A 23,605-nucleotide genomic window follows, 5' to 3' on the forward strand; every position below is an offset into this window, starting at 1 on the left:
ATGAATATAGTAAAAGCTGCATCAGCAGGAACAATTGAATCAAGTGATATTCTTATAACAATTCAACCTGGAAACTCAGGTATTGAATTAGAGTTAAATAGTACAGTAGAAAAACAATTTGGAGATCAAATAAGAAAAGTTATATTAGAAACTTTAAAAGAACTTAATGTTTCTAATGTAATTGTTAGAGCAACTGATAAAGGAGCTTTAGATTGCGTAATAAAAGCAAGAGTTCAAGCAGCAGTTGCTCGTGGTACAGAAAGTGGAAAATTTGATTTCGGAGGTGTTAAATAATGTATAAATTAAGAAGAACAATGATGTATGTTCCAGGAAGTAATCCAGGAATGATTAAAGATGCTCATATTTATGGTGCAGATTCAATAATGTTTGATTTAGAAGATTCTGTTTCAATAAATGAAAAAGATACTTCAAGACTGTTAGTATTTAATGCCTTAAAAAGTTTAGATTATGAAGGAGTAGAAACTGTTGTAAGAATAAATGGACTTGACACTCCATATGGAATGGAAGATTTAGAGGCTATAGTTAGAGCACAGCCAGATATTATAAGACTTCCAAAGACAGAAACTGCTCAAGATGTTATAGATGTTGAAAGAGAAATTGAAAGAATAGAAAAAGAAGCAGGAATTCCTGTTGGAACAACTGGAATGATGGCAGCTGTTGAAAGTGCATTAGGTGTTATAAATGCTTATGAAATTGCAACTTCAAGTAAGAGATTAATGGGAATAGCAATTGGGGCAGAAGACTTTGTTACTGATATGAAAACTACTCGTTCTCTAGAAGGAATAGAATTATTAACTGCAAGAAGCCAAGTTCTTTTAGCTGCAAGAGCTGCTGGAATATATGCATTTGATACTGTATTCTCAGATGTTAATGATGAAGAAGGATTCATAAAAGAAACAACATTAATAAAACAATTAGGTTTTGATGGAAAATCAGTTATAAATCCAAGACAAATAGATCCAGTTCATAAGATTTACACTCCATCACAAAAAGAAATAGATAAATCTATTAAAATAATAAAAGCAAGTGAAGAGGCTAAGAAACGTGGTTCAGGAGTTGTATCATTAAATGGTAAAATGGTTGATAAACCAATTATAGCTAGAGCACAAAGAGCTATAATGCTTGCACAAGCTGCTGGAGTTGTTATAGATTTTGGAGGTGAAAATAATGATAAATAAAATCGGAAGAGAAATACCAGATAATTTAAAAGAATTAAATGATAAAAAAGTATTTAATGGTGAATTTGCTTTAGAACCAACAGGAAGATTAAGGGGAAGAACTATAAGTAAAATAGAGCCAGGAGAAGGAAAATTATTAGATAGTATAGAAGAAGCTATTAAAAAAGTTGGATTAAAAGATGGAATGACAATATCATTTCACCATCATTTTAGAGAAGGAGATTATATTCTAAATAGAGTTATGGATATAATTGCTAAAATGGGGATTAAAAATATCACTATAGCTCCAAGTTCATTAAATGGAGTGCATTCACCTTTAATAGAACATATTAAAAATGGAGTAGTAAATAATATTTCTACAAGTGGAATTAGAGGAGAATTAGCAAATGAAATATCTAATGGATTAATGGAAAATCCAATAATTATTAGATCACATGGTGGAAGAGCAAGAGCAATTGAAAGTGGAGAAATAAAAATTGATGTTGCCTTTTTAGGAGTGCCTTGTTGTGATAATTATGGTAATGCTAATGGATATGAAGGAGAATCTTTTTGTGGTTCATTAGGATATGCAAAAGTAGATGCTAAATTTGCTGATAAAGTTGTATTAATAACTGATAATTTAGTTCCATATCCAAATGTACCAGCAAGTATTGAGCAAGTTGATGTTGATTATGTAGTTAAAATAGATCAAATTGGTAATCCATCTGGAATAGTTTCAGGAGCAACTAGATATACAAAAGATCCAAGAGAATTATTAATTGCAAAATATGCTTCTCAAGTTATGTTTGCATCAGGATATTTTAAAGATGGATTTTCAATGCAATGTGGAACTGGTGGAGCTTCATTAGCTGTTGCTAGATTTTTAAAAGATAAAATGATTGAAGAAGATATAAAAGCTAGTTTTGCTTTAGGTGGGATAACTGGACAATTTGTAGAAATGCATGAGGAAGGATTAGTGGGAAAGCTTTTTGATACACAAAGTTTTGATTTAAGAGCAGCTAAATCAATTGGAAAAAATCCAAATCACTATGAAATTGATGCATCATTCTATGCAAATCCACATAATAAAGGATGTGCAGTAAATCTTTTAGATTTTGTAATATTAAGTGCATTAGAAGTTGATACTAATTTTAACGTAAATGTTATTACAGGTTCTGATGGAGTTTTAAGAGGAGCATCAGGTGGACATTGTGATACAGCAGCAGGAGCAAAGCTTTCTATGATAGTTTGCCCATTAGTTAGAGGAAGAATCCCAACAATTGTTGATAATGTTATTACTACAATTACTCCAGGAGAGAGTATAGATGTAGTGGTTACAGATAGAGGAATTGCAGTAAATCCAAAGAGAACTGATTTAATAGAAAGATTATCAAAGACAAGTATACCTATGTTTACAATAGAAGAATTAAAAGAAAAAGCTTATAAATTAACTGGAAAACCAAAAGCTATTGAATTTGAAGATAAAGTTGTAGCTGTTGTAGAATATAGAGATGGTTCTATTATAGATGTTATAAGAAAAGTTAAATAATAATTATATAAGGAGGTATCTTAAATAAAGCTATTAGATTAAATTTTAGTTTATAAAGGTATCTCCTAATTTTACATAATAGAAAGTGGTGAATACTATGAATGCTGATGAATTAATATTTAAAATTTTAGAAGGAAAAGAAAAAAGAGCGTTAAGACAAAGAGAGCTTTTAGAAACATATAAAAATACGTTAATTTCTTTTACTTTGAATATACCTGGAATTTATAAGTTAAGTGATAAATATAAATTAGTTTTTAATGAAGGTATTAATCTTATAGAAAAAACTTTAAAAAATGAAAATATAAAAGTTATATATTCTGAGAAAATAGAAAGAGAATCAGGATATGAATTTTTTTGCTTAGTAGATTCACCAGCTAAAGAAATAAAGAAACATATGATTAATATAGAATATGTTTCTTTACTAGGTAGATTATTTGATATAGATGTATTTGATAAAAACGGAGAACTTTTAAGTAGAGCAAATTTTAATATAGGAAAAAGAAAATGTTTAGTTTGTGAAAAAGATGCAGTGGTTTGTTCAAGAGAGAGAGCTCATAGTATAGAAGAAGTTATAAGAGCTATAGATATATTAATAGATAAATTTGTTGAGGAGAACACTAATGTTTGATATTTCATTTAAATTATCAGAATTTGCTATACAAGCTATGCTATATGAAGTTTCATGTTTTCCATCACCTGGATTAGTTTCACCAATATCTAATGGCTCTCATAAAGATATGAATTTCTATACTTTTATTGATAGTACATCAGCTTTAAATAAATATATGTTTGAATTTGCTTTAGAAGGTTTTAGAGAAAAGGATTTAAAAATATTATTTTCTAAGTTAAGAGAAATAGGAATAAAAGCAGAGACTGAAATGTTTAATAAAACTAAAGGAATAAATACTCATAAAGGAATGATATTTCTTATGGGAATAACTTTAGCAGCTATTTCATATACAATATCTAATAATAACGAATTTAAATATATAAAGAATGCTATAAAAAGTATGTGTAAAGGCTTAACAGATGAACTTCTGAAAGTAGAAAAAAATTCTAGAAATTTATCTCATGGAGAAAAATTATATTTAGAATACGGTATAACAGGAGTTAGAGGAGAAGCAGAAAATGGAATTCCACTTGCATTTGATTTAGGGTTATCACATTATGAAAAATTTAAAGATCTAGATAATCAAAAAAGGTTAATAAATACATTATTAGTGATAATGAGTAAGTGTGATGATTCAACTATATTACACAGACATAATTTTAAAACTTTAAATTATGTTAAAAACAAAGCTAAAGAAGTCTTAAAATTTGGTGGAATGTATAGAGCAGATAGTATAGAAGTTTTAAATGAATTAAATAATGAATTTATAAAGAAAAATATTAGTCCAGGAGGAAGTGCAGATATATTAGCTATAGTAGTACTTTTAGATTTAGTAAAAAAAGAGTTTTTTTATTAAATAAAATTCACATAAAGTATGAATTAGTTATCACAATATAGGGAAGTTTTCATAATATATATTAAGAAGTTAATGAAAGTATTAGACAGTATATAGTCATTATAATTGATTAAAGAAACCATAAATAAAATATATTTGTTAATTAAAAAAGTTTATTAAAATAAAAAAGAAAAGCTATTTCAAGTAATACTTGAAATAGCTTATTTTTTAAAGTTTTATATCTGGATTTAAAGGTTTGATTTTTCCAGCTCCAATTATTATACATGCTATAACTAAAGCTATAATTGAAATTGGGAATAACATCCAACCATGTCCATTTGAAATTAATGCTCCACCTATTAAGTTACCAACTATTTGAGGTATACATAAGAATACATTATTTATTCCCATATATTCTCCAAGCTTTTCTTTTGGTGAAACAACTGGTATTAATGCATAGAATACAACATTCATGATACCGAATCCAATACCATATACTATTGTAAATATCCAAAGACCAGTAACTGTGTGAGCCCACCATCCAATAATAAATGATGCTCCAAATATTATACAAGATATAAGGAATATTATTTGCTTATTGAATCTATCACACCACATTCCAACGAATAATGATAAGATAAGTCCTATTGCAGTAAATCCAACTAATGCATAACTGATGTTAGCATCTGAAATTCCTAAGTTTGAGTAGTATGGAAGCCAGAATGGCATTATTAATCCATAACCAATATAGAAGAAGAAAGCACACATAAATACTTTCATAGCACTAGCATTTTTTAATACTTCTAAGCTAAGTTTTGATGGCTTATTAAATTTGCTAGTATCTTCTTTAACAAATAATGTTGCAAGTATAATTGGTATTAATACAACAATTAGAACAACTATGAATGGAAGTGATTTAGACTTATCAAAAAGACTAACTCCTGTAAAGAAAACTATAACTCCACCTAAAGAGAAGAATAATTTTCCAAGACCTGTAACAAGACCAATTTGGTTTGCTTCAACTGCTTCAGGCATCCATGAATAATAAGCTCCTTGATAGAAGTTTAAAGATGCATATACGATAAATGCAAAAATAAACATTTCTATATAAGTTGTAGAGAAACCTAATAAGAACAAGGCAACGGCACCTATAATACCACCTATTAAAACCCAAGGTTTTCTCTTTCCAAGCTTCATGTTTGTTCTATCACTTAATGCTCCAGCTATGTAAGGGAATATAATTCCTGTAACAGGAGCCATTGTAACAAGTACAGCAAGTTTAAATGCTGAAGGTGTTACAGTTTTTACTAATAAAGGTACAACTGTACTATTCATATTCCATGCTAATCCAAGACCTATACTTGGTAAAGCAATAAGAAATGGAATAAGAGCACTTTTCTTTTTAGTTCCCATATATAATTCCTCCTCTAATAATAATATAAATATATTTCTGTAAATCTATACATTCATTTTTGTAAACGTAATAATCTTTCTGAAATAAAGTATATACTAAGAATTAAAACTTGCAATCACTAAAATGACAATATTTAAATTTTATTTATAAAATTAATAAAATTTCAATAAAAGTAAGCGTAAAAAATAGAAGAAAAATTTTAAAATTCCTATAAAAGAATACTATGGAAATGAGGTAGATTAAGAGTTGTCTAGATTGAAAAATTCTAAAAGTAAATATTTACAGGTAATAAATTTAATATAATAAATATAATTACATAAAAGGATTAAATACTTATAAATTCTTGATTTTGTAAGTGAAAAAATAGATTTGAAAATAGAATAAATGAGATCTAAAAAATTTTATTTAATCGATTACTTTTTACTTAATATGGAAGATGTTAGTATATATTTTTATTTTAATATTACAATAAAAAAAGAAAAATTAAAAGAATTATATAAGTAAAAAAATAGGCTAAAATAATGAATTTTAAGAAAACGTATTCATAAGATTGAAATAGGATTGAATAAAAAATAATCAGAAAAAATATAAATAAAGATAATATTTTTTAATTAAAAATAGACTATACTTAATAGATATTTATATGAAAATTACATATAGAAATAAGTTTAATATAAAAATTAAAAAAAGTATTTTATCAATATATATAAATCATTTTGTATTTTAGTTATATGAAAATTAAAAAAATGTTATTTACAAAATATTTACAAAAAATACTTGAAAAACGTTTTCATAAGATGTAATATAAGTTTATAAACAAAGTAAAACGGTTTACTAAAATTTATATTAAAGAAATCGGAGGAATATTATGAATAAAGTATGTGTTTTAGGAAGCATTAATATGGATTTAGTTATAAAAGTTAAAGATATGCCAAAAGTTGGAGAAACTATTCTTTCTAAATCTTTTGAAAAAATAGCTGGTGGTAAAGGTGCGAACCAAGCTGTAGCAGCTAAAAGATGTGGTAATGAAGTTTCAATGATTGGAAAGATAGGGTTAGATGATAATGGAAAAGCCTTAAAAAGATTATTAGAAGATGATGAAATAGATACAAGCTTAATATTTGAAGATGAAAAAAATCCAACAGGAATGGCAATGATAACTGTTAATGAAAATAGTGATAATTCAATAATAGTTATTTCAGGTTCAAATATGAAGATAAATGAAAGTGAAATAGAAAAATCAAGAGAAAAGATAAAAAATAGTGATATATTAATTTCTCAATTCGAAACACCAGAAGATATGACAATTAAAGCATTTAATATAGCAAAGGAAAATGGAAAAATAACAATATTAAATCCAGCACCAGCAAAAGAAATAAAAAAAGAATTATTAAAAGTTACAGATATAATAATTCCAAATGAAACAGAAGCAGAGCTTTTAACTGGAATAAAAGTAAATAATTTAGATACAGCTAAATTAGCAGGAAAAAAATTATTAGAGTCTGGAGTTAAATTTGCAATTATAACATTAGGAGAAAAAGGTGCTGCAATAATAAGCAATGAAAGAGCTGAATTAGTAAAAGCATTTAAAGTTAATGCAGTAGATACTACAGCTGCAGGTGATAGTTTTATAGGAGGATTAAGTTCAAAACTTAATATAAATGATTTAAACTTTGAAAATTTAATTAAAGCTGTTACTTTTGGAAATAAAGTTTCATCAATAGCAGTTCAAAGAGAAGGAGCACAACCTTCAATACCAACTTTAGAAGAAGTAATAAAGATATATGGAGAGGAGTAAATTATAATGAGAAAAACACAATTATTAAACAATGAAATTGGAACAGTAATATCACAAATGGGTCACACAGATTCTTTAGCAATAGGGGATTGCGGATTACCTATACCAATGGGAGTTCAAAGAATTGATTTAGCATTAATAAAAAATTTACCAAGATTCATAGATACATTAAAGGCTGTTCTTTTAGAACTGCAAATAGAAGAAGTTTTAATTGCAACTGAAACAAAAGAAGTTAGTCCAAGTCTTTTTGAGGAAATAAAAAAAGAAATAGGGGATACAAAAATAACTTTTATATCTCATGAAGAATTAAAGACAAGCTTAAAAGATTGTAGAGCAGTTATAAGAACAGGAGAGCAAACACCATATGCTAATATTATTCTAAAATCAGGAGTTGTATTTTAGTTAATTAAAATTAAACATTAACACAATAAAGGAGAGAAAAATTGTGAAAAATAAGGGGATATTAACACCATTTTTAATAGCATTACCTAGTATAGGATTAGGAATTGCTTGGAATATGAATAGTACAGTAGTGCCATTATTAGTAAAGACAGCAACACCATCAGCTTTTAAACTAGCAATTTTAGTAGCTATGGCTCCTGTAACAGGAATGTTATTTCCATATTTGGGAGGAGCAATAAGTGATAGGACTAATTGTAAGTTTGGTAAGAGAAAACCTTGGGTTTTACTTGGAGGCATAATTGGATCAATTGCATTGTTTTTACTAGGCTTCTCAACAGAATATATATTAATGTTTATATTTGCATTTATTTTCTATGGAGCTTTGAATTTTGCACAAGGTGCATATTATTCATGGATGCCAGAGGCAGTTACACCAGATAAAATTGGTATGGTTAATGGGATTGGAAAATTATTCTTTGGATTAGGAGGAGTTTTAGTATTCTTCTTAGGAGTTGATTTATTTGATATATCAAAATCTCTTCCATTTTTAGCAGTTATAATTGCTGTAATGGTACCAATACTTATAGTAACTTTTTTCGTGAAAGAAGATACTACAGAAAAATTAAAACCTACAAAAATAAGTTTTGATTTCTTAAAAAATAAAAGTGCTATGAAATTATTTATGTGTGCATTTTTCTTCTATATAGGATATGGATTTATAATGCCATTTTGGATTCCTTATTATACACAGGTAAATGGATTCTCAAGTACAGATATAAGTTATGCACTTGTTGGATTTACAGCTATGGGAGTAATATTCTCAATATTTATAGGAATATGGTGTGATAAGTTTAATAAGCAAATAATAATACTTATTGCATGTATAATATTTGGAGCATCTTTCTTTATTGGATGGAATGTAAAATCATTAACTGGATTATGGGCATTTACAATAGTTTATGGACTTGGATATGCAATGCTACAAGTTGTATTCTATGCATTAATACCTGTAGTTGCACCAAAAGAAAAACTTGGAGAATATATGGGAATAAATAATATATTCTTATGTATACCTCAAATAATAAGTAACTTAATAGGGGGATATTTAATAACAAATGGACATGGTTCACTTATATTCCCAATTTCAATTGCAGCTTTAGTAATAGCTTGTATAATAATTGAAAGTGGTAAATTACAATCTGCTAATCCTGATATGAAGATTTAATTAGTAATAAGATTTGTAAAGGTAATTTAAATATTAGAAGAGTAAGTCAAATTTAAAGTTTGATTTACTCTTTTATTTATAATTAGGTATATAGAATTTATTTGAATTATAAAAATATAAATTTAAATTGTTTTAATGCGAATTAATAGATAAAATAATAAGGAAAAAAATTCTAGTAAATATTATTGGCTTTTTATTATATAATACAATTGAAAAATTTTTATGTTATGATAATCTTTATATAAATAGGTATACAAAAGATTATAAGGAGAAATTTAAAATGAGATCTTATGAATATGTTGAAGAAAAAATAGAAAGCATGGAAGAGGTTAAAACTTGGGGAACTAATAAAGAAATAAATGAACTTCCAAATGTATTAGGTGATAATGAAGAACTTATATATATAACATCAGGTTTATATGAAGATAATACATGGCTTATTGCATTAACAGATAAGAGAATTCTTTTTTTAGATAAAGGATTAATTTATGGATTAAAGCAAAAAGATATAACTTTAGATAAAGTTAATTCAGTAGAATATGAAACTGGAATTATATTTTCAAAGATAAAAGTATGGAATGGAGCAGAATATATTATAATTGATAAAGTTTTAAATAAATATGCAAACATAATGGTTAGATATATAACAGAAGAATTGGAACTTTATAAGGACAAAATGCTAAGGCCTAGAATAGTAGAAGAAACGAATGAAGATAGAATAAATCAATTAGCCAAATTAGGAAAGTTAAGAGATGCAGGTGTTTTAACTCAGGAAGAGTTTGAAGAAACAAAAAGAAAAATACTTAAGGATATAGTTTAAGATAAATTATCCTTTTAAAATTGATATATTAAATAAATATTTTTAAAATTATGATCAATAATATAGGTTAAATATAATTAATTATATTTAACCTATATTATTTTAAATTTAAAATCAAAACAAATTGGTAATTATATTGAATAGTTCTCTGCTTAGCAAATATTATTTTACCTTCTAAATCAAAAGCTAAAAATAATATTTATGCTAAAAAGTTAGAGCGAATAATATTCTCATTAGCAATAATTAAAATTTTAAATTTTCAAGGAAAGATAATTTTACTCCGTTTATATCTTTAGCAAATAGAATTTTTACTCCATTAGCAACAGATATGGGTTCTCCAAGTATTTCAACATTAGAAGTTTTTAATTTTTTTATAGTAGCTTCTAAACTATCTACTCCAAATCCTAATGTAATATTTCCTGAATTATAACAGTTATCGTGTCCTTCGATAAGCTCAATTACTATTGGCTCCTCACCTTTCATAAAAGCTATTTCAACACCTTTGTTAGGAGAAAATCTATTTATAACTTTCATATCTAAGATATTAGAATAAAAATTAATAGATTCATCTAGATTTTTTATATTGATAGTAGTTAATTGATATTTCATTTTAATCCTCTCTTTTCTTATAAGATATTATAATTATATCATTTTATAAATACTAAAAAGTATAATGAAAATTAAATAGAAGTTTTTATATAGAAATTTCTTAAGAATAAAATCATAAAGAATTCATGAAGAAGATAATAATTAGAAATCATTTGTTTAAATGATGATAATATAATAAATACAAATGGTAGGGGTACTATTGATAAATTCTAATAATGCTTACATTAATATAAGGAGTGATATTATGTATGAAAAAATTAGAACATTTATAATTGGGAGCGGATGGGTTATAATAGCCTTTTGTTTTGGATTCTTTTTTAATAAGCTTTAAATGATAGTTAAATATATAAAGAGTGTTTAAATTTTATTTAAGCACTCTTTTTTTATTTAAATAAAAATTTATAGTATATAAAAAATAAAATCAATAAAAAGTTGGTTAAATAAAATAAAAATAGAGAAAAATAAATATTATTTGAGAAGGAGATGAAAGATTTATATGGAGATTACACCTATAATACATAAAAGTATAAACCTTAAAAATTTAAGAGATTTATTAAAGATGTATCCTTATTTAATAAATAATTTAAAATGGGAAAAAACCTTCTCAACTTTTGATTTTAATTCTATTAATACTAACTTTGAAGGTTATAAAGAGAGCATATATAAGTTTGCGTGTCAGCTTGGAATAGAAAATAGAGGTAACAAATATTTTGAAGTAAATGAATTTCTTTTTCTTTTAAGTGATAGACAACTTTTAAATTATATAAGATTTTGGATTTTAACATATTATGTACCAAATCCTTATGTAATTAGCGAAGGTAATCCTAAAATTATTTGGATAGATATATGTGAAAATATACTTAAATCAGAAAAGTTAGAAATAGATTATTATAAGTATTTTCATGATAACATAAATAAAAAAATTAAAGTTTCAAGACCAGATAATTTTGCTAACTCAAAAACATTACTAAAAGCTATATTAGAATATGGTATTTTTATAGAATTAAAAAATGATAAAAGAACTATTTTTATAAAAAAAGAGGAAAAAGAATTAGTTAGAAAAACTGTAGATTATATAAAAAAATATTTTGAAATACCTAAAAGACATAAAAATAAGAATGAATTTTTCAAAAGATATTCAATTGATAATTTTCAAAAAATGTTTCCTATTAACATTCGAAAGAAAAATTATAAAGATATAGAAGTTAATATGGATAGAGAAATAAAGATAGATAATTTAATATTTGAAAATAAAGAAGAGATAAAGAGAAGAGTAAATAAAGCTTTAAAGGGTGGAAAAAATATTATTTTAGCAGGTGTGCCTGGAAGTGGAAAATCTAAATTAGCTAAAGATATATGTGAATCTTTTGAAGTTGAATATAAAATGACTACAGCAATATCAGACTGGACTACATATGAAACTATGGGAAGTTATAAAGTTGATTCAAAATCAAATTTATATTTTGATGAAGGAATATTTTTATCTTGTTTTAAAGATGAAAGAAATGAAGTTAAAAATGAATGGCTTATAGTAGATGAAATGAATAGAGCTGATATAGATAAAGCTTTTGGAGTATTCTTTTCTGTTCTTTCAGGTGATGATATAGATTTAAGCTTTAAAAATGAATATAGAGAAAATATAGAGATAATAAGCGAAGAAAATATAACAGATCCAAGAGATATAAAAAGCAATCAATATCTTATTCCAAAGGATTGGAGAATGATAGGAACTATAAATACATTAGATAAAAATACGCTATATGAGATGAGTTATGCTTTTATGAGAAGATTTGCAATAATTCCTATAGAAGTTCCATCTAATATTACAAAAGAGTTAATTAGAGAGTATTTTTCAATATGGAATATAAAAGAAGATGTAATAGGAAACATAAATAATGTAGATGCAATTTATAATCTGTGGTTAGGAATAAATGATTATAGAGAAATTGGCCCAGCAATAATTAAAGATATTGTAAGTTACGTTGAAGAAGAAGAGGATTGGACTTCAGCAATTATTTTATATGTATTACCACAATTTGAAGGAGTAAATGAAGATATTATAAATGGATTTATAGATAAACTACAAGAGATAAATAAATTAGGAATAAAAATAAATATAGATAAATTGAAAAAATATATAGAAGATTTCTTTTCTTTAGATTTATATTAGGATAATTAAAGATGACAAAAGAAGAAATTATAAAATTTATTGAAAAAGAACTCATAATTTATCTTAAAGGTGGAAAATTATCAATAAATCCTTATTTAAAAGATTTAAATCTTAATATTGATAACTTGGAAAAACTTTTAAAAATACATTTTTTATTAGATGAAGAAGTTTTAAGTTATATAAAGAGTTTAAAAATAAATATTAGAAGACTAAATACATCTATAAATAAAGAAGAGATATTAACTAAAGGAAATATTAGAGGAAATATATTATGGCATAAAAGTATAATAAAAAGATATAGTATAAACCAAAAAGACTATAGCATTTTTATATGTAAAGAGAACTTTAAAAATCATATTTCAAAAGAAAACTTAGTTTTAAATGAGCTATTAAAAATATTGTATGAGATAGTTAATGAAACGAGTGACTTAATATATGATAATTATGATTTAGATAAAGAGGACTTATTAAAGAATATAAATGTATATAAGAAAAATATATATTTATCTAAAATAGAAGAAAAATATATTACAGATAAAATGATAAATTCAGTAATAAATAGTAGAAATAAATTTTATAGTCAATCAGCTAAATTACTTAAGAGATATAAAAAGATAATAAATTTAGATGAGGACGAGGTAGAAAATTTATTTAAAAGAACTTTTATAGATATTTTAAATGATTGGACTTTATTTGAATTATATTGGATAGTGAGAATAATAAAAGAAAATACAAAAAATGCAAAATTATATATATTAGATGATAAAAATACTAAAGTAGCAGAATGGGGAGATAATGAGAATATTTATACAATATATCATAACTCAACAGGAAGTAATGAAATAAGCTTTAAAGTAGATTTAGAAGAAATATGTGATATTGAAAATATAGTTATAAATAAAAGAAGAGAAATAATAAATGAAACAAATAATATTGCAAAAAAAATTTTCCCTAATATAAGAGAAAGATATTCAAAAGTTTTTAATGGAAGACCCGATATATTAATTGAGATAAGAAATATAAATGATAAAAAACTAAATAAAGTAGTGATAGGAGAAGTAAAATATACAAAAGATACAAATAATATAATTCAAGGAATAAAAGAATTATTAGAATATATTAAATTTATAAAATATAAACAGAACAATAAATATGAATATTTTTCTGAGTTAGATATTGATTTAGAAGTAGAAGGGTTACTTTTAAGTGAGAATTTGATATTAAAAATAACTGATTCATAAAGAAAAGTTTAAGTTATTGTATGGTTAATGAGAGGAGATATAAAGTTGGATTTAATAAAAAGTATAATTAAAGGATTATTAAAGAAGTGGAGTGCCTTTGCTATCATATGGACTTTATTAGCTATACCTAAAAATCCAAGGCTAAGCGAAAGTTTATTAAATGAAAGATTTATAGATAAAATACTTTATGTAAATTTTTCTTTAGATTATTCAATAATAGCAATAGTTAACTATATTTTTCTAGGAATATTTATGATTTTAAGCTTTTTGATAATGATATATTTAATTTTAGAGATTACTATAAATGAAGAAATTGAATAGAATTTTATATTATGATATATAAATAAAAACTCTTATGATTATAAAGTCATAAGAGTTTTTTACTCATTATTGATAAATATAATATATTTATAATAGATTATATTTCAAATTATATTATTCTACATCTTTTAATGGTTTCTTTATTATAGTTAATATAACTGCACCAACCACTGAACCAATTACTAATGATAATAAATATAATAATGCACTTCCACCTACTAATGGGAATACAAATATTCCTCCAAAAGGAGCAGGCATAGTTATTTTAAATAACATTGATAATCCACCAGCTATAGCTGAACCAACAACACACGCTGGAATTACTCTTATTGGATCTGCTGCTGCAAATGGAATTGTTCCTTCTGTTATAAAAGATAATCCAAGAACATAAGCAGTTTTACCAGCATCTCTTTCACCTTTAGAGTATTTATGTTTTGCGAAAGTTGAAGATAATGCAACTACTAATGGAGGAACCATTCCACCAATCATTACAGCTGCCATTGGAGCAGAATCTCCTGAAGCCAACATAGCAATAGCAAAAGTATAAGCAGTTTTATTAATTGGACCACCCATATCTACAGCCATCATTCCACCAACTATGGCACCTAATAATACAAGATATCCAGTTCCCATTGTTTTTAATAAATGTTCAGCTCCATGCATTAACATTGCAACAGGAGGAGCAACAAATAATAACATTAATCCACCAGTAATTAATATTCCAAGAACAGGATAAATAAGCATTGGTTTAAGTCCATCAAGACTTTCAGGGAATTTATTAAATATTTTCTTTAATAATAAAACAACATATCCACCAAGGAAACCAGCTAAAAGTCCACCAAGAAATCCAGCATCTGTATTAGCGGCAATAAAACCACCAACCATTGCAGGAGCAAAACCAGGTCTATCAGCTATACTTGAACCTATGAAACCTGCAAGTACAGGAACCATTAGAGAAAATGAATATTTAGAACCAACAGTTTTTAAAACATAAGCAACTATATTGTATTGAGAACTATTAGGATCTGCAGAATGAATTCCAAATACAAAAGATAATGCTATAAGGATTCCACCTCCTATTACAAAAGGAAGCATATTTGAAATACCATTCATAAGATGTTTATATACACCTGTTCTATTTTTAGTTCCAAGCATTCCAGCAATTGAAGTTTCTTCTTTTTTATCTGTATAAATAGGAGCATTATTTAATGATTCTTCAATAAGTTCTTTAGGTCTTTTTAAAGCATGAGTAACAGGAACTATCACAACAGGTTTTCCAAGAAATCTATCCATTTCAACTTTCTTATCTGCTGCAACTATTATTCCATCAGCTTTATCTATATCATCTTTAGTTAAACCATTTTTTACACCAGTTGAACCATCAGTTTCTATTTTTACTTTATAACCTAATTCTTGTGCAGTTTTAGTTAAAGATTCAGCAGCCATATATGTGTGAGCTATACCAGTAGGGCAAGCTGTAACTCCAATTATATATTTTTCTCCTGAAGAATCATTAGTTAAAACGTTTTCTTCTTCAGTGGAATCTTTCTCTTCATATTTATCTAGGAGAGAAAACACTTCTTCAGCACTTTTAGAATTTAATAATGAATTTTTAAAATCATCATTCATAAGAAGAATAGAAAGTTTTGAAAGTGTCTCTAAATGCTCATTATTTGCTGATTCAGGAGCTGCAATCATAAATACTATATTTACAGGTTCGCCATCTAAAGAATCAAATTCAACTCCATCTCTAAAAATACCTAAAGCTAGAGCAGATTCTTTAACTGCTGATGTTTTACCATGAGGAATTCCTATTCCTCCACCAATTCCTGTAGAAGATAGTTCTTCACGTCTTAAAACTTCCTTTTTATAAAGTTCTTTATCATTTAATAAATTAGCATTATAAAGTGAATCAACTAATTGATTTATTACATCTAATTTATCTTTAGCTTTTAAATCTACTGATATTGTATTAGTTCTTAATAACTCAGAAATTTTCATTTGTTTTTCCTCCTAAATTTAAATTAATATGAAGAATAATTATAATTTTTTCAATTTAATTTGGGGTAATAGTTCTAAAACAAAATTATTATCACAAAGGTCTAAGGAAAATGCACTAGCGCTTCCAGTTGCAATTCCTCTTTTAAAAGCATCTAAAATATTTTTAGATTTTGAGTATTCATGTAAAAAACCAGCAACTAAAGAATCACCAGCACCTACTGAATTTTTTACTTCGCCTTTAGGAGCATTGCCAAAGAATACACCAGAATTATTTATTAATAAAGCTCCATCTTCAGCCAGTGAAATTATTACATTTTCAGCACCCATTGTATTTAGCTTTTTACCATAATCTATAAGTTCATTTCTATCTTTAATTTTTATATCAAAAGCTTCTTCAATTTCAAAATTATTTGGTTTTATTAGAAAAGGTTTCTTTTTAACAGATTCTAATAATGCTTTTCCAGATGTATCTACTACAACTTTTACATTGTTTTTATTTGCTATATCTTGAATTTCAGAATAGAGATTGTCTGGAAGGGAGCTTTGAATCTTTCCAGCTAAAACTAAGATATCATCATCTTTAAGCTCATTTAATTTATCTAAAAGTAAATTTAGTGATTCTTTTTCTATATAAGGGCCATCTGCATTTATATCAGTTTCATCAACAGATTTTATTTTTACATTTATCCTAGAATCTTCTTTTACTTTTATAAAATCTGTATGAATTCCTAAATTGTTTAATGTTAAATTTATAAATTCACCAGTAAATCCTCCTACAAATCCTAAAGCTATACTATCAGTACCTGAATTTTTTAAAACTCTCGAAACATTGATTCCTTTTCCACCAGGAAATTTAAAAGTTTTAGTACATCTATTAACTTTTCCTAATTCAACAGAATTAAGAGAAATTATATAATCAATAGATGGATTTAAAGTTAGTGTATATATCATTTTTTATTCACCATCCTTACATCTGTAATTTCTTTATATTTATCTAAATCAGAATTTTTATTAGTAATTATAGAGCAATCACTTAGCTTAGCAAATTTTACAAAGCTTACATAACCAAATTTTGATGAATCAGCTAGAATAAAAGCTTTTTTTGAATTATTTATTGCACATTCTTTTATGCTTGCTTCTTCACAATCAGGAGTTGTAAAGCCAGATTCTAAATCTACTCCATTAGTTCCAATGAAGGATTTATCAAATTTAAATTTATTTAAACAATTTAATGCGTGACTTCCTATAATAGCTTTTGTGGTAAGTTTTACATTTCCACCTATCATATAGCAATCAATGTTATTTTCAACTAGAGCATTGATATGATTTAAACCATTAGTAACTACAAAGACATTTTTATTTGCTAAATATTTTATTATTTCATATGTTGTCGTTCCTGCATCAATAAATATACAATCACCATCATTTATTAATTCTGAAGCATATTTTGCTAATATATTTTTTTCATCAGTGTGTTTAGAAAGCTTTTCTTTGTAACTTAATTCTTTACGTTTTGAAGAAAGTGCTTTAGCACCACCATGAAATCTTTCTAATAATCCTCTTTCTTCTAATATTGATAAATCTCTTCTTATAGTAGAGTCAGAAGCTTCTAATTTAGAAGATAATTCTTCAAACTTTATAAGTTCTTTTTCTTTTAATAAATCTAAAATTAAATTATATCTTTCTTCTGTTAACATAATTTATAACTCCTTTAGTGAGATATTATGATATAAGTATAACTTAAAAAGTAATCATTTACAATCATAAATAATCAAAAATAATTATAAATAATCAAAAAAGATTAAAATATATATAAATTAATATTTAGTATAACGATATTTTGATTAGAAAAATTTAATTTTTATTATAAAAGTTGGAATTTATATAATAATTTTTTTAAAAAATATTAAATTTAGGAATAAAAAGTACGATAAATAAATATAATATATAGTTGCTAAATTTTAAGAGGGGCGTGATTTTTTATGAGCACTAATGGAGTTAAAAAAAGAGTAATTTCTTTTGATTATGAAATACCAAATAATAAAAAAGAAAAAGATGATTCAAATAATAATGAAGAGAAGAAAACTTATTAAAATAAAATATAAATAGAAAAACAATAGATCTTGATATTATTAATGAATTTTTAAGAGAAGTTCACTAATATATCAAGATTTTTTTATGTTAACATTTACAAAAAATATAAAATTATATATAAAAAAATATTGTCATTAATTTGTAAGAAGTTTGTATTCAATTTATAAATTTTATTAAAAAAATAGAGAATATAATTAAATTAACAAGAGAGAAAAAATGTTTCTGGAGGGATAGTAAAATGAGAGATAATGCAAAGGAAATTCAACAAAATTTAATGGAATTATTAGTTTTAAATGGTGACAAAACTATGATTAGAAATTTAGAAAAAGAATTAGAGATGAGCTATTCATTTGCAATTGATAATGGTAAAGAAGTTGTAAGAAGAAATGAAGGATTAGGTGAATATATTGAAAGATATTCAGTTAGTTTAATGAAGAATTTTTCAAGAAAAAAATATGAAAGATTAAAAAATCTTTGTAATGAATATAATACAATTGGAGATTCAAGAGTTGTAGAAAAAGTTTTTGAAATAGATGAAAAAGCAGTTAAGCATAATGCAGTTGAAAGAATATCAATGTCAATAGAAAATTTCATACAAGGAATATTTAAGAACTCAAAGAAAAAGTTCGTGTAGTAAGAACCCTGAATTTACTAAGATATATCTAAAGAATACAGATAGTTATCTTAAAGCAAAATTCAGGGTTCTATTAATTTAAAATAAGTTATTATAAGTATATAAAAATAGAAAAATTTCAGCAATTAAAGTTTAGTCTGCTTTATATAAAACTTCACCAGATTTTATAGTTTCAAGAACTTTAATTTTATATAAATCTAAAGGATTTATTTCAAGTGGATTTTTATCAATGATAATTATATCTGCAAGTTTACCTTTTTCTAATGAACCTTTTTTATCATCTTCAAAATATTGTTTTGCAGCATTAATTGTAACTGCTTTTATAGCATCTAGAACAGAAATTTTTTCATCTTCTCCAATAGTTACTCCATTTAAAGTTATTCTATTTACTGAACACCAAATAGTTCTAAACATATCAGGCATAAGTACAGGAGTGTCTTGATGAAAAGTGAAAACTAAGTTTCTATTTAAAGCAGATTTAGCAGGGCTTATTTTAGAAGCTCTTTCTAATCCAAAGTTTTTAATGTGTATGTCACCCCAGAAATAAGAATGTGCTGTAAAGAAAGATGGAATCATTCCAATTTCTTTCATATCTTTAAGTTGAGAATCTCTAACTAATTGAGCATGTACCATAACAGGTAATGTTGAAGTAAAAGATTCATTTCTTTCATTTAATACTTTTTTAAATGAATCAATTAATTGTTTTGCAGCAGCATCTCCATTACAGTGAGATAAAATTTGTGCATTATCATTTAAAGCTTGTCCTATAAACTTTAATACTTCATCATCTGTAAGAGTTCCAATACCAAATTCTTTGCTATTTTTATCAGGATTATTAATGTCCTTATAAGGTGTTAACATCCAAGCTGTTCTTCCTTGAGGAGAACCATCTAAGAACATCTTATATCCACCAATTCTAAAATTATTTATATAACCTTTAACATAAGTTTCTTTATTTTCCTCATAAATATTTTTATTATTTTTTATATCAATAAAACCTACGATATCCATTTTAAGTTTTTTATTCTTAGATGAATAATCTAATATTGCAAATTCTTCTTTTTTTGTAAATCCATCTTGGCAAGTTGTTATTCCAAATTTTAAATAATCTTCTTGAGCTTTAACAAGTAAATCTGATAAATCTGAAACAGAAGGAACAGGAATTTTAAAAGTGTTTTGAATAAAAGCATTTTCTTTTAAAAGTCCAGTAGGTTCATTTGAATCTTTAAATTTAATAATTTCTCCACCATCAGGATTTATAGAATCTTTTGTTATGTTAAATAAATTTAATCCAATAGAATTAATAACACCCATATGTCCAGAAATATGACTTAATATTATTGGGTTAGTTTTAGATAATTTATCAAGCAAAAGTTTAGTTGGGTGCTCTTTTTCTTTTAATCTTTCGTGGTCATAATTAAATCCAGTTATCCATTCATCTTCTTTTAAATTATTTTTATCAATAAAGTTTTTTAAAGTATTAAAGATATCTTCAAAGCTTGTACAATTACCTAAATTAACAAGTCTTAATGTTTGAGCATAGCTAGTTATATGACTGTGAGAATCTATAAATGAAGGCATTAAAGTTTTTCCTTTTAAATCAACAAGATCAGTAGAAGAATCTTTTAATTTTAAAATTTCATTAGAAGATCCAAGCTCTTTTATAACACCATCTTCTATTAATAATGCTTCAAAAATAGATGATTTATTATCTATAGTCAAAATAGTTCCGTTATAGTAAATTATTCTTTTCATAATAAACCTCCTATCTGAATAAAATTTACTTTTTAAATATATTATAGCAATAAATATAATGAATTAAGTTAAATAAATTTATTTTAACGAAATTACTTAAAATATTTAAATAATTAAGATAAAAAATTTTATATATGAATTTTTAAATAATAAATATGACTTTTTATTGAAAAGGTCATATTTAAAGAGTAATATGACTAATATAAAAATAAGTCATATTTGGAGTGGTTAATATGAGTAAATCAAAAATAAAAAAAGAAAATTTGATTTTAGTAATTGTAATAGCATTAGCATTAGGAAGTAGACAACTTGCAATGAATATAGTTACACCTTTTGTAGCTTATTATGCTCAGACTTTACTTTTTGGTTCTTTAGTGCTTGGAGGAATAGCTTTAGGAATTTTTAATTTAACACAAGGATTTTGTCAAGTTCCTTTTGGAAATTTGTATGATAAGATAGGTGGAAAAAAAGTTGTTTTAATCGGACTTGGGGCGCTTATTTGTGGATTATTTTTATCATTTATATCAAATAACGCATATGTTTATGTTTTATCTAGAGCACTTCAAGGTTCAGGTGCTATAACATCAGCTGCTTATTCTTGGTTATCTAAAAGTGTTTCACCAGAAGAAAGAGCAGATTCAATAAGTTTAGTTGGAGTAGTTGTGGGACTAGCATCAGCAATTGCATTAGGTGGAGGACCAGTATTAATAAAATTTATTTCGGTAAAGACTTTATATTTAGCTTCAACAATAATAGTTTCTTTAGTATTTTTATTTGTTTTATTTTTTGTGAAATCAGATGTAGTTGAGAATACAAAAAAAGAAAAAATAGAAGGAAAAGGAATTTATTTGAAAAAGATTTTTAAAGATAAAAAATTTATTTCTTATTTAATAATAGCTTTTTCAGCAAATTATATAGGAATTGCTTCTTTCTTTTTGATACCTGAATATTTGAAGTTATCAATTGGAATAGATTCTATGTGGAAGGTTTTAACACCTGCAATATTAATAGCAATAGTTATAATGAGAATTTCAACAAAATTCATTAAAAAAGGTTATGTAAAAAGAGTCGCATTTTTAGCTGGAATTGGAACAATTATAGCAGGACTATTGTTATTAACCGAAAGTAGAAATTTACTTTTATTATTAATAGAAAGCATATTAGTTTTTGGAGCTTATACAGTTGTAACAGCTTTAATACCTACAGTGATAAATGATTTTGTAGATGATAAATTTAGAGGATTAGTTAATGGAATAGCAAATGGATGCTCTTATTTAGGAAGTTTTTTAGGAGCTACTATTTCAGGATTATTATTTTCAAATAATTTAATAATAGCCTTAATTATTATTTTAGTTATAGGAATTGTGTTTACTTGTACTACACTTATCATGTCTAATGGGAAAAAAGTTGGAGTTTAAAGTTTAAATTACTATTGTATAATTAAGTTATAAAACTTAAAGGAGAAGACTATGAGTAATTTTGAGAAATATGAAGTAATTAATATGCCTGATATAAGTATAAAGCCAGTTAATTTCTTTAATGATGAGCAAAAAAAGATGATAGGATTATTTATAGCTGCAGCAGATGAAAAAAATTTAGATAAAGAAGTTACAATATTTTTTAAAACATTAACTGAATGTTTAGGGTTAACTGATGAAGAGATAATAAAAATATTTAAATTAATAAATAGTCAGTTATTAGAAGTTTCTTTACATAATGAAAGAAAAGAATATGTAATAAATATATTTTCCTTTATTTCTTATGATTTAGATCATAAGACAGTAACTTTTAAGTTTAATAATTCTATTGATGGTTTATATTTTGAACTTAAGAAAATGTATCAAGAGAGATTAAAGTTTAAAGTTTCAAAATTAAAAGGAAAATATTCATGGCAAGTATATGAGATTTTAAAAAATCTAGAAGATGGGAAAAAGTATTATATCTCAATAGAATATCTGAAATATCTTTTAAAGATTGATAGTGCATATAAATTATATGCTGATTTTAAGAGGAAAGTGATTTTATATACACAAAATGAAATAAAGAATAAAACAGATGTATATTTTGAATTTGAAGAGAAAAAAGAAGATAAGAAAATTATTGGACTTTATATAATAGTTCATAAGAATTTAGAGTAAAAGTATTATAGTGAAGCATACTAAATTTATAAATATAAATTAAAGGAGGCTTCATTATGATTAAAAAGATACTAGGAGTAATATTATTAATAATTATTATTTTGATAGCAATGGGATATTGCTCAGGTAGGAGAAGTGCTAGTGATAATTCAAATGAAATAAGAGTTATAAATGTAACCTTTAATAAAAGTGAATAATGAATCCTTATTTATTATTTTAAATAAGGAGGAATTAAGATGATTAAAAAAATACTAGGAATTATAATTATAGTTATAATTTTATTTTTAGGTATAGGTTATTGTACTGGACGAAAGAGCCTGAAAAGCAGTGAAATAAATATTAGTTTAGATTATATAAATTCAGAGCTTGTAAAAATTGATAATGAACTTATTAATATGGGAAATAATATTATAACTATTTGGCAAAATACTATAGATAAAAAATCTATGACTAAAAGTGATATGGCTATTATTTCTAATATAAAATATGATACTTTTTTAGAAAATACTAAAGAGTATAGTAAAAAAGTCTATAGTGATGGATTAGAGGCGGCAAAAGTTGTAGTTGCATATTATAATAACTCAGGAATATTGCCAAATATAAGAGAAAAACTGTTAGCTATAAAAAACCAATTAGATTCAATGAATGTGAAAAATGAAGTTGAGTATAACTCTACTGTAATTAAATATAAAAATATTAAAGAATTACAAGAATTAATAAGTAATCCAAAAGGAGATTTTAATACATATAAAAATACTTTATATAGCGTAGAATAAAATAAAAAGACATCATATTAGTTTTAATAAATATG

General features: G+C 25.1%; 23 protein-coding genes. 17 read left to right on the forward strand and 6 right to left on the reverse strand.

The features are described 5' to 3' along the window. The 5 genes from citD to citG all read left to right on the forward strand — a co-directional run bounded on the left by citD (position 1) and on the right by citG (position 4,193). Positions 1-294 (forward strand): citrate lyase acyl carrier protein, encoded by a 294-nt coding sequence (citD, locus tag CLTHE_RS09385; protein WP_002596731.1) that lies wholly within the window; start codon positions 1-3, stop codon positions 292-294. Then, on the forward strand, positions 294-1,199 hold the full coding sequence (gene citE, locus CLTHE_RS09390; protein WP_080023093.1) for a citrate (pro-3S)-lyase subunit beta: 906 nt from the start codon (positions 294-296) through the stop codon (positions 1,197-1,199). Before citD ends, citE begins: the two co-directional genes overlap by 1 nt. Continuing rightward, positions 1,189-2,727 carry a citrate lyase subunit alpha gene (gene citF, locus CLTHE_RS09395; protein ID WP_207651199.1) on the forward strand — a complete coding sequence of 513 codons (1,539 nt, stop codon included), beginning with the start codon at positions 1,189-1,191 and terminating at the stop codon, positions 2,725-2,727. The genes citE and citF overlap by 11 nt, the downstream gene beginning before the upstream one ends. Positions 2,728-2,824: 97 nt before the next feature. Continuing rightward, positions 2,825-3,355: a citrate lyase holo-[acyl-carrier protein] synthase gene (gene citX, locus CLTHE_RS09400; RefSeq protein WP_080023094.1), complete on the forward strand. Its 531-nt coding sequence runs from the start codon at positions 2,825-2,827 to the stop codon at positions 3,353-3,355. Continuing rightward, the gene (gene citG / locus CLTHE_RS09405; protein WP_207651200.1) at positions 3,348-4,193 is read left to right on the forward strand and encodes a triphosphoribosyl-dephospho-CoA synthase CitG; all 846 of its coding nucleotides are present in this window, start codon (positions 3,348-3,350) and stop codon (positions 4,191-4,193) included. The genes citX and citG overlap by 8 nt, the downstream gene beginning before the upstream one ends. Before the next feature lie 207 nt (positions 4,194-4,400). Here the strand turns inward: citG and CLTHE_RS09410 are convergent, their stop codons facing one another. Beyond that, positions 4,401-5,585: an MFS transporter gene (locus CLTHE_RS09410; protein WP_080023096.1), complete on the reverse strand. Its 1,185-nt coding sequence runs from the start codon at positions 5,583-5,585 to the stop codon at positions 4,401-4,403. A gap of 869 nt (positions 5,586-6,454) precedes the next feature. Here CLTHE_RS09410 and rbsK point away from each other — a divergent pair. The 4 genes from rbsK to CLTHE_RS09430 all read left to right on the forward strand — a co-directional run bounded on the left by rbsK (position 6,455) and on the right by CLTHE_RS09430 (position 9,831). Next, positions 6,455-7,384, forward strand: a complete 930-nt coding sequence (gene rbsK / locus CLTHE_RS09415) for a ribokinase (RefSeq protein WP_080023097.1) — start codon at positions 6,455-6,457, stop codon at positions 7,382-7,384. A gap of 6 nt (positions 7,385-7,390) precedes the next feature. Continuing rightward, positions 7,391-7,786: a D-ribose pyranase gene (gene rbsD / locus CLTHE_RS09420; RefSeq protein ID WP_002596738.1), complete on the forward strand. Its 396-nt coding sequence runs from the start codon at positions 7,391-7,393 to the stop codon at positions 7,784-7,786. Positions 7,787-7,829: 43 nt separating this feature from the next. Beyond that, positions 7,830-9,011, forward strand: a complete 1,182-nt coding sequence (locus CLTHE_RS09425; protein ID WP_080023098.1) for an MFS transporter — start codon at positions 7,830-7,832, stop codon at positions 9,009-9,011. Positions 9,012-9,291: 280 nt separating this feature from the next. Beyond that, on the forward strand, positions 9,292-9,831 hold the full coding sequence (locus CLTHE_RS09430) for a PH domain-containing protein (protein WP_080023099.1): 540 nt from the start codon (positions 9,292-9,294) through the stop codon (positions 9,829-9,831). A gap of 243 nt (positions 9,832-10,074) precedes the next feature. Here CLTHE_RS09430 and CLTHE_RS09435 read toward each other — a convergent pair whose 3' ends face one another. Then, positions 10,075-10,440, reverse strand: a complete 366-nt coding sequence (locus CLTHE_RS09435; RefSeq protein ID WP_080023100.1) for a VOC family protein — start codon at positions 10,438-10,440, stop codon at positions 10,075-10,077. Positions 10,441-10,936: 496 nt separating this feature from the next. Here CLTHE_RS09435 and CLTHE_RS09440 point away from each other — a divergent pair, with 496 nt between their 5' ends. Genes CLTHE_RS09440 through CLTHE_RS09450 form a run of 3 tightly spaced genes read left to right on the forward strand, consistent with a single transcriptional unit; the run spans position 10,937 to position 14,172 of the window. Next, positions 10,937-12,610 (forward strand): AAA family ATPase, encoded by a 1,674-nt coding sequence (locus CLTHE_RS09440; RefSeq protein ID WP_080023101.1) that lies wholly within the window; start codon positions 10,937-10,939, stop codon positions 12,608-12,610. A gap of 11 nt (positions 12,611-12,621) precedes the next feature. Next, a complete protein-coding gene (locus tag CLTHE_RS09445) occupies positions 12,622-13,851 on the forward strand; it encodes a hypothetical protein (RefSeq protein ID WP_080023102.1) in 1,230 nt (409 codons plus the stop codon). A gap of 45 nt (positions 13,852-13,896) precedes the next feature. Next, positions 13,897-14,172, forward strand: a complete 276-nt coding sequence (locus CLTHE_RS09450; RefSeq protein ID WP_080023103.1) for a hypothetical protein — start codon at positions 13,897-13,899, stop codon at positions 14,170-14,172. 114 nt (positions 14,173-14,286) lie between these two features. Here CLTHE_RS09450 and CLTHE_RS09455 read toward each other — a convergent pair whose 3' ends face one another. From CLTHE_RS09455 to CLTHE_RS09465, 3 genes are read right to left on the reverse strand one after another with little or no spacing between them, the layout of a single operon-like run. Continuing rightward, positions 14,287-16,173: a PTS fructose transporter subunit IIABC gene (locus CLTHE_RS09455; protein WP_080023104.1), complete on the reverse strand. Its 1,887-nt coding sequence runs from the start codon at positions 16,171-16,173 to the stop codon at positions 14,287-14,289. A 39-nt stretch (positions 16,174-16,212) separates the two neighbouring features. Beyond that, positions 16,213-17,124 (reverse strand): 1-phosphofructokinase, encoded by a 912-nt coding sequence (gene pfkB / locus CLTHE_RS09460; RefSeq protein ID WP_080023105.1) that lies wholly within the window; start codon positions 17,122-17,124, stop codon positions 16,213-16,215. Then, positions 17,121-17,870 carry a DeoR/GlpR family DNA-binding transcription regulator gene (locus CLTHE_RS09465; protein ID WP_080023106.1) on the reverse strand — a complete coding sequence of 250 codons (750 nt, stop codon included), beginning with the start codon at positions 17,868-17,870 and terminating at the stop codon, positions 17,121-17,123. The genes pfkB and CLTHE_RS09465 overlap by 4 nt, the downstream gene beginning before the upstream one ends. 635 nt (positions 17,871-18,505) lie before the next feature. On the opposite strand from CLTHE_RS09465, the gene CLTHE_RS09470 reads away from it, so the two are divergent. Further along, positions 18,506-18,901, forward strand: a complete 396-nt coding sequence (locus CLTHE_RS09470; protein WP_080023107.1) for a hypothetical protein — start codon at positions 18,506-18,508, stop codon at positions 18,899-18,901. 132 nt (positions 18,902-19,033) lie between these two features. Here CLTHE_RS09470 and CLTHE_RS09475 read toward each other — a convergent pair whose 3' ends face one another. Continuing rightward, the gene (locus CLTHE_RS09475) at positions 19,034-20,656 is read right to left on the reverse strand and encodes an amidohydrolase (protein WP_080023108.1); all 1,623 of its coding nucleotides are present in this window, start codon (positions 20,654-20,656) and stop codon (positions 19,034-19,036) included. Between the two features lie 233 nt (positions 20,657-20,889). Here CLTHE_RS09475 and CLTHE_RS09480 point away from each other — a divergent pair, with 233 nt between their 5' ends. Genes CLTHE_RS09480 through CLTHE_RS09490 form a run of 4 tightly spaced genes read left to right on the forward strand, consistent with a single transcriptional unit; the run spans position 20,890 to position 23,570 of the window. After that, the gene (locus tag CLTHE_RS09480) at positions 20,890-22,074 is read left to right on the forward strand and encodes an MFS transporter (protein ID WP_080023109.1); all 1,185 of its coding nucleotides are present in this window, start codon (positions 20,890-20,892) and stop codon (positions 22,072-22,074) included. 51 nt (positions 22,075-22,125) lie between these two features. Next, complete coding sequence (locus CLTHE_RS09485) at positions 22,126-22,794, forward strand: replication initiation protein (protein WP_080023110.1); 669 nt, start codon at positions 22,126-22,128, stop codon at positions 22,792-22,794. Between the two features lie 56 nt (positions 22,795-22,850). After that, positions 22,851-22,991 (forward strand): hypothetical protein, encoded by a 141-nt coding sequence (locus tag CLTHE_RS16735; RefSeq protein ID WP_158082706.1) that lies wholly within the window; start codon positions 22,851-22,853, stop codon positions 22,989-22,991. Between the two features lie 39 nt (positions 22,992-23,030). Continuing rightward, positions 23,031-23,570 (forward strand): hypothetical protein, encoded by a 540-nt coding sequence (locus tag CLTHE_RS09490; RefSeq protein ID WP_080023111.1) that lies wholly within the window; start codon positions 23,031-23,033, stop codon positions 23,568-23,570. Positions 23,571-23,605 lie beyond the last annotated feature (35 nt).

This window comes from Clostridium thermobutyricum DSM 4928, assembly GCF_002050515.1.
In the GTDB taxonomy this organism is placed as follows: Bacteria; Bacillota; Clostridia; order Clostridiales; family Clostridiaceae; genus Clostridium; species Clostridium thermobutyricum.

Excerpts from the sequence above, each read along its gene's own strand:
- CLTHE_RS09465 (WP_080023106.1), bottom strand. The coding sequence starts at position 17,870 with ATGTTAACAGAAGAAAGATATAATTTAATTTTAGATTTATTAAAAGAA.
- CLTHE_RS09475 (WP_080023108.1), bottom strand. The coding sequence starts at position 20,656 with ATGAAAAGAATAATTTACTATAACGGAACTATTTTGACTATAGATAAT.
- CLTHE_RS09470 (WP_080023107.1), top strand. The coding sequence starts at position 18,506 with ATGAGAGATAATGCAAAGGAAATTCAACAAAATTTAATGGAATTATTA.
- citD (WP_002596731.1), top strand. The coding sequence starts at position 1 with ATGAATATAGTAAAAGCTGCATCAGCAGGAACAATTGAATCAAGTGAT.
- citE (WP_080023093.1), top strand. The coding sequence starts at position 294 with ATGTATAAATTAAGAAGAACAATGATGTATGTTCCAGGAAGTAATCCA.
- rbsD (WP_002596738.1), top strand. The coding sequence starts at position 7,391 with ATGAGAAAAACACAATTATTAAACAATGAAATTGGAACAGTAATATCA.
- citF (WP_207651199.1), top strand. The coding sequence starts at position 1,189 with ATGATAAATAAAATCGGAAGAGAAATACCAGATAATTTAAAAGAATTA.
- CLTHE_RS09480 (WP_080023109.1), top strand. The coding sequence starts at position 20,890 with ATGAGTAAATCAAAAATAAAAAAAGAAAATTTGATTTTAGTAATTGTA.
- pfkB (WP_080023105.1), bottom strand. The coding sequence starts at position 17,124 with ATGATATATACACTAACTTTAAATCCATCTATTGATTATATAATTTCT.
- CLTHE_RS09490 (WP_080023111.1), top strand. The coding sequence starts at position 23,031 with ATGATTAAAAAAATACTAGGAATTATAATTATAGTTATAATTTTATTT.
- rbsK (WP_080023097.1), top strand. The coding sequence starts at position 6,455 with ATGAATAAAGTATGTGTTTTAGGAAGCATTAATATGGATTTAGTTATA.
- citX (WP_080023094.1), top strand. The coding sequence starts at position 2,825 with ATGAATGCTGATGAATTAATATTTAAAATTTTAGAAGGAAAAGAAAAA.
- CLTHE_RS09485 (WP_080023110.1), top strand. The coding sequence starts at position 22,126 with ATGAGTAATTTTGAGAAATATGAAGTAATTAATATGCCTGATATAAGT.
- CLTHE_RS09445 (WP_080023102.1), top strand. The coding sequence starts at position 12,622 with ATGACAAAAGAAGAAATTATAAAATTTATTGAAAAAGAACTCATAATT.
- citG (WP_207651200.1), top strand. The coding sequence starts at position 3,348 with ATGTTTGATATTTCATTTAAATTATCAGAATTTGCTATACAAGCTATG.
- CLTHE_RS16735 (WP_158082706.1), top strand. The coding sequence starts at position 22,851 with ATGATTAAAAAGATACTAGGAGTAATATTATTAATAATTATTATTTTG.
- CLTHE_RS09455 (WP_080023104.1), bottom strand. The coding sequence starts at position 16,173 with ATGAAAATTTCTGAGTTATTAAGAACTAATACAATATCAGTAGATTTA.
- CLTHE_RS09440 (WP_080023101.1), top strand. The coding sequence starts at position 10,937 with ATGGAGATTACACCTATAATACATAAAAGTATAAACCTTAAAAATTTA.
- CLTHE_RS09435 (WP_080023100.1), bottom strand. The coding sequence starts at position 10,440 with ATGAAATATCAATTAACTACTATCAATATAAAAAATCTAGATGAATCT.
- CLTHE_RS09410 (WP_080023096.1), bottom strand. The coding sequence starts at position 5,585 with ATGGGAACTAAAAAGAAAAGTGCTCTTATTCCATTTCTTATTGCTTTA.
- CLTHE_RS09430 (WP_080023099.1), top strand. The coding sequence starts at position 9,292 with ATGAGATCTTATGAATATGTTGAAGAAAAAATAGAAAGCATGGAAGAG.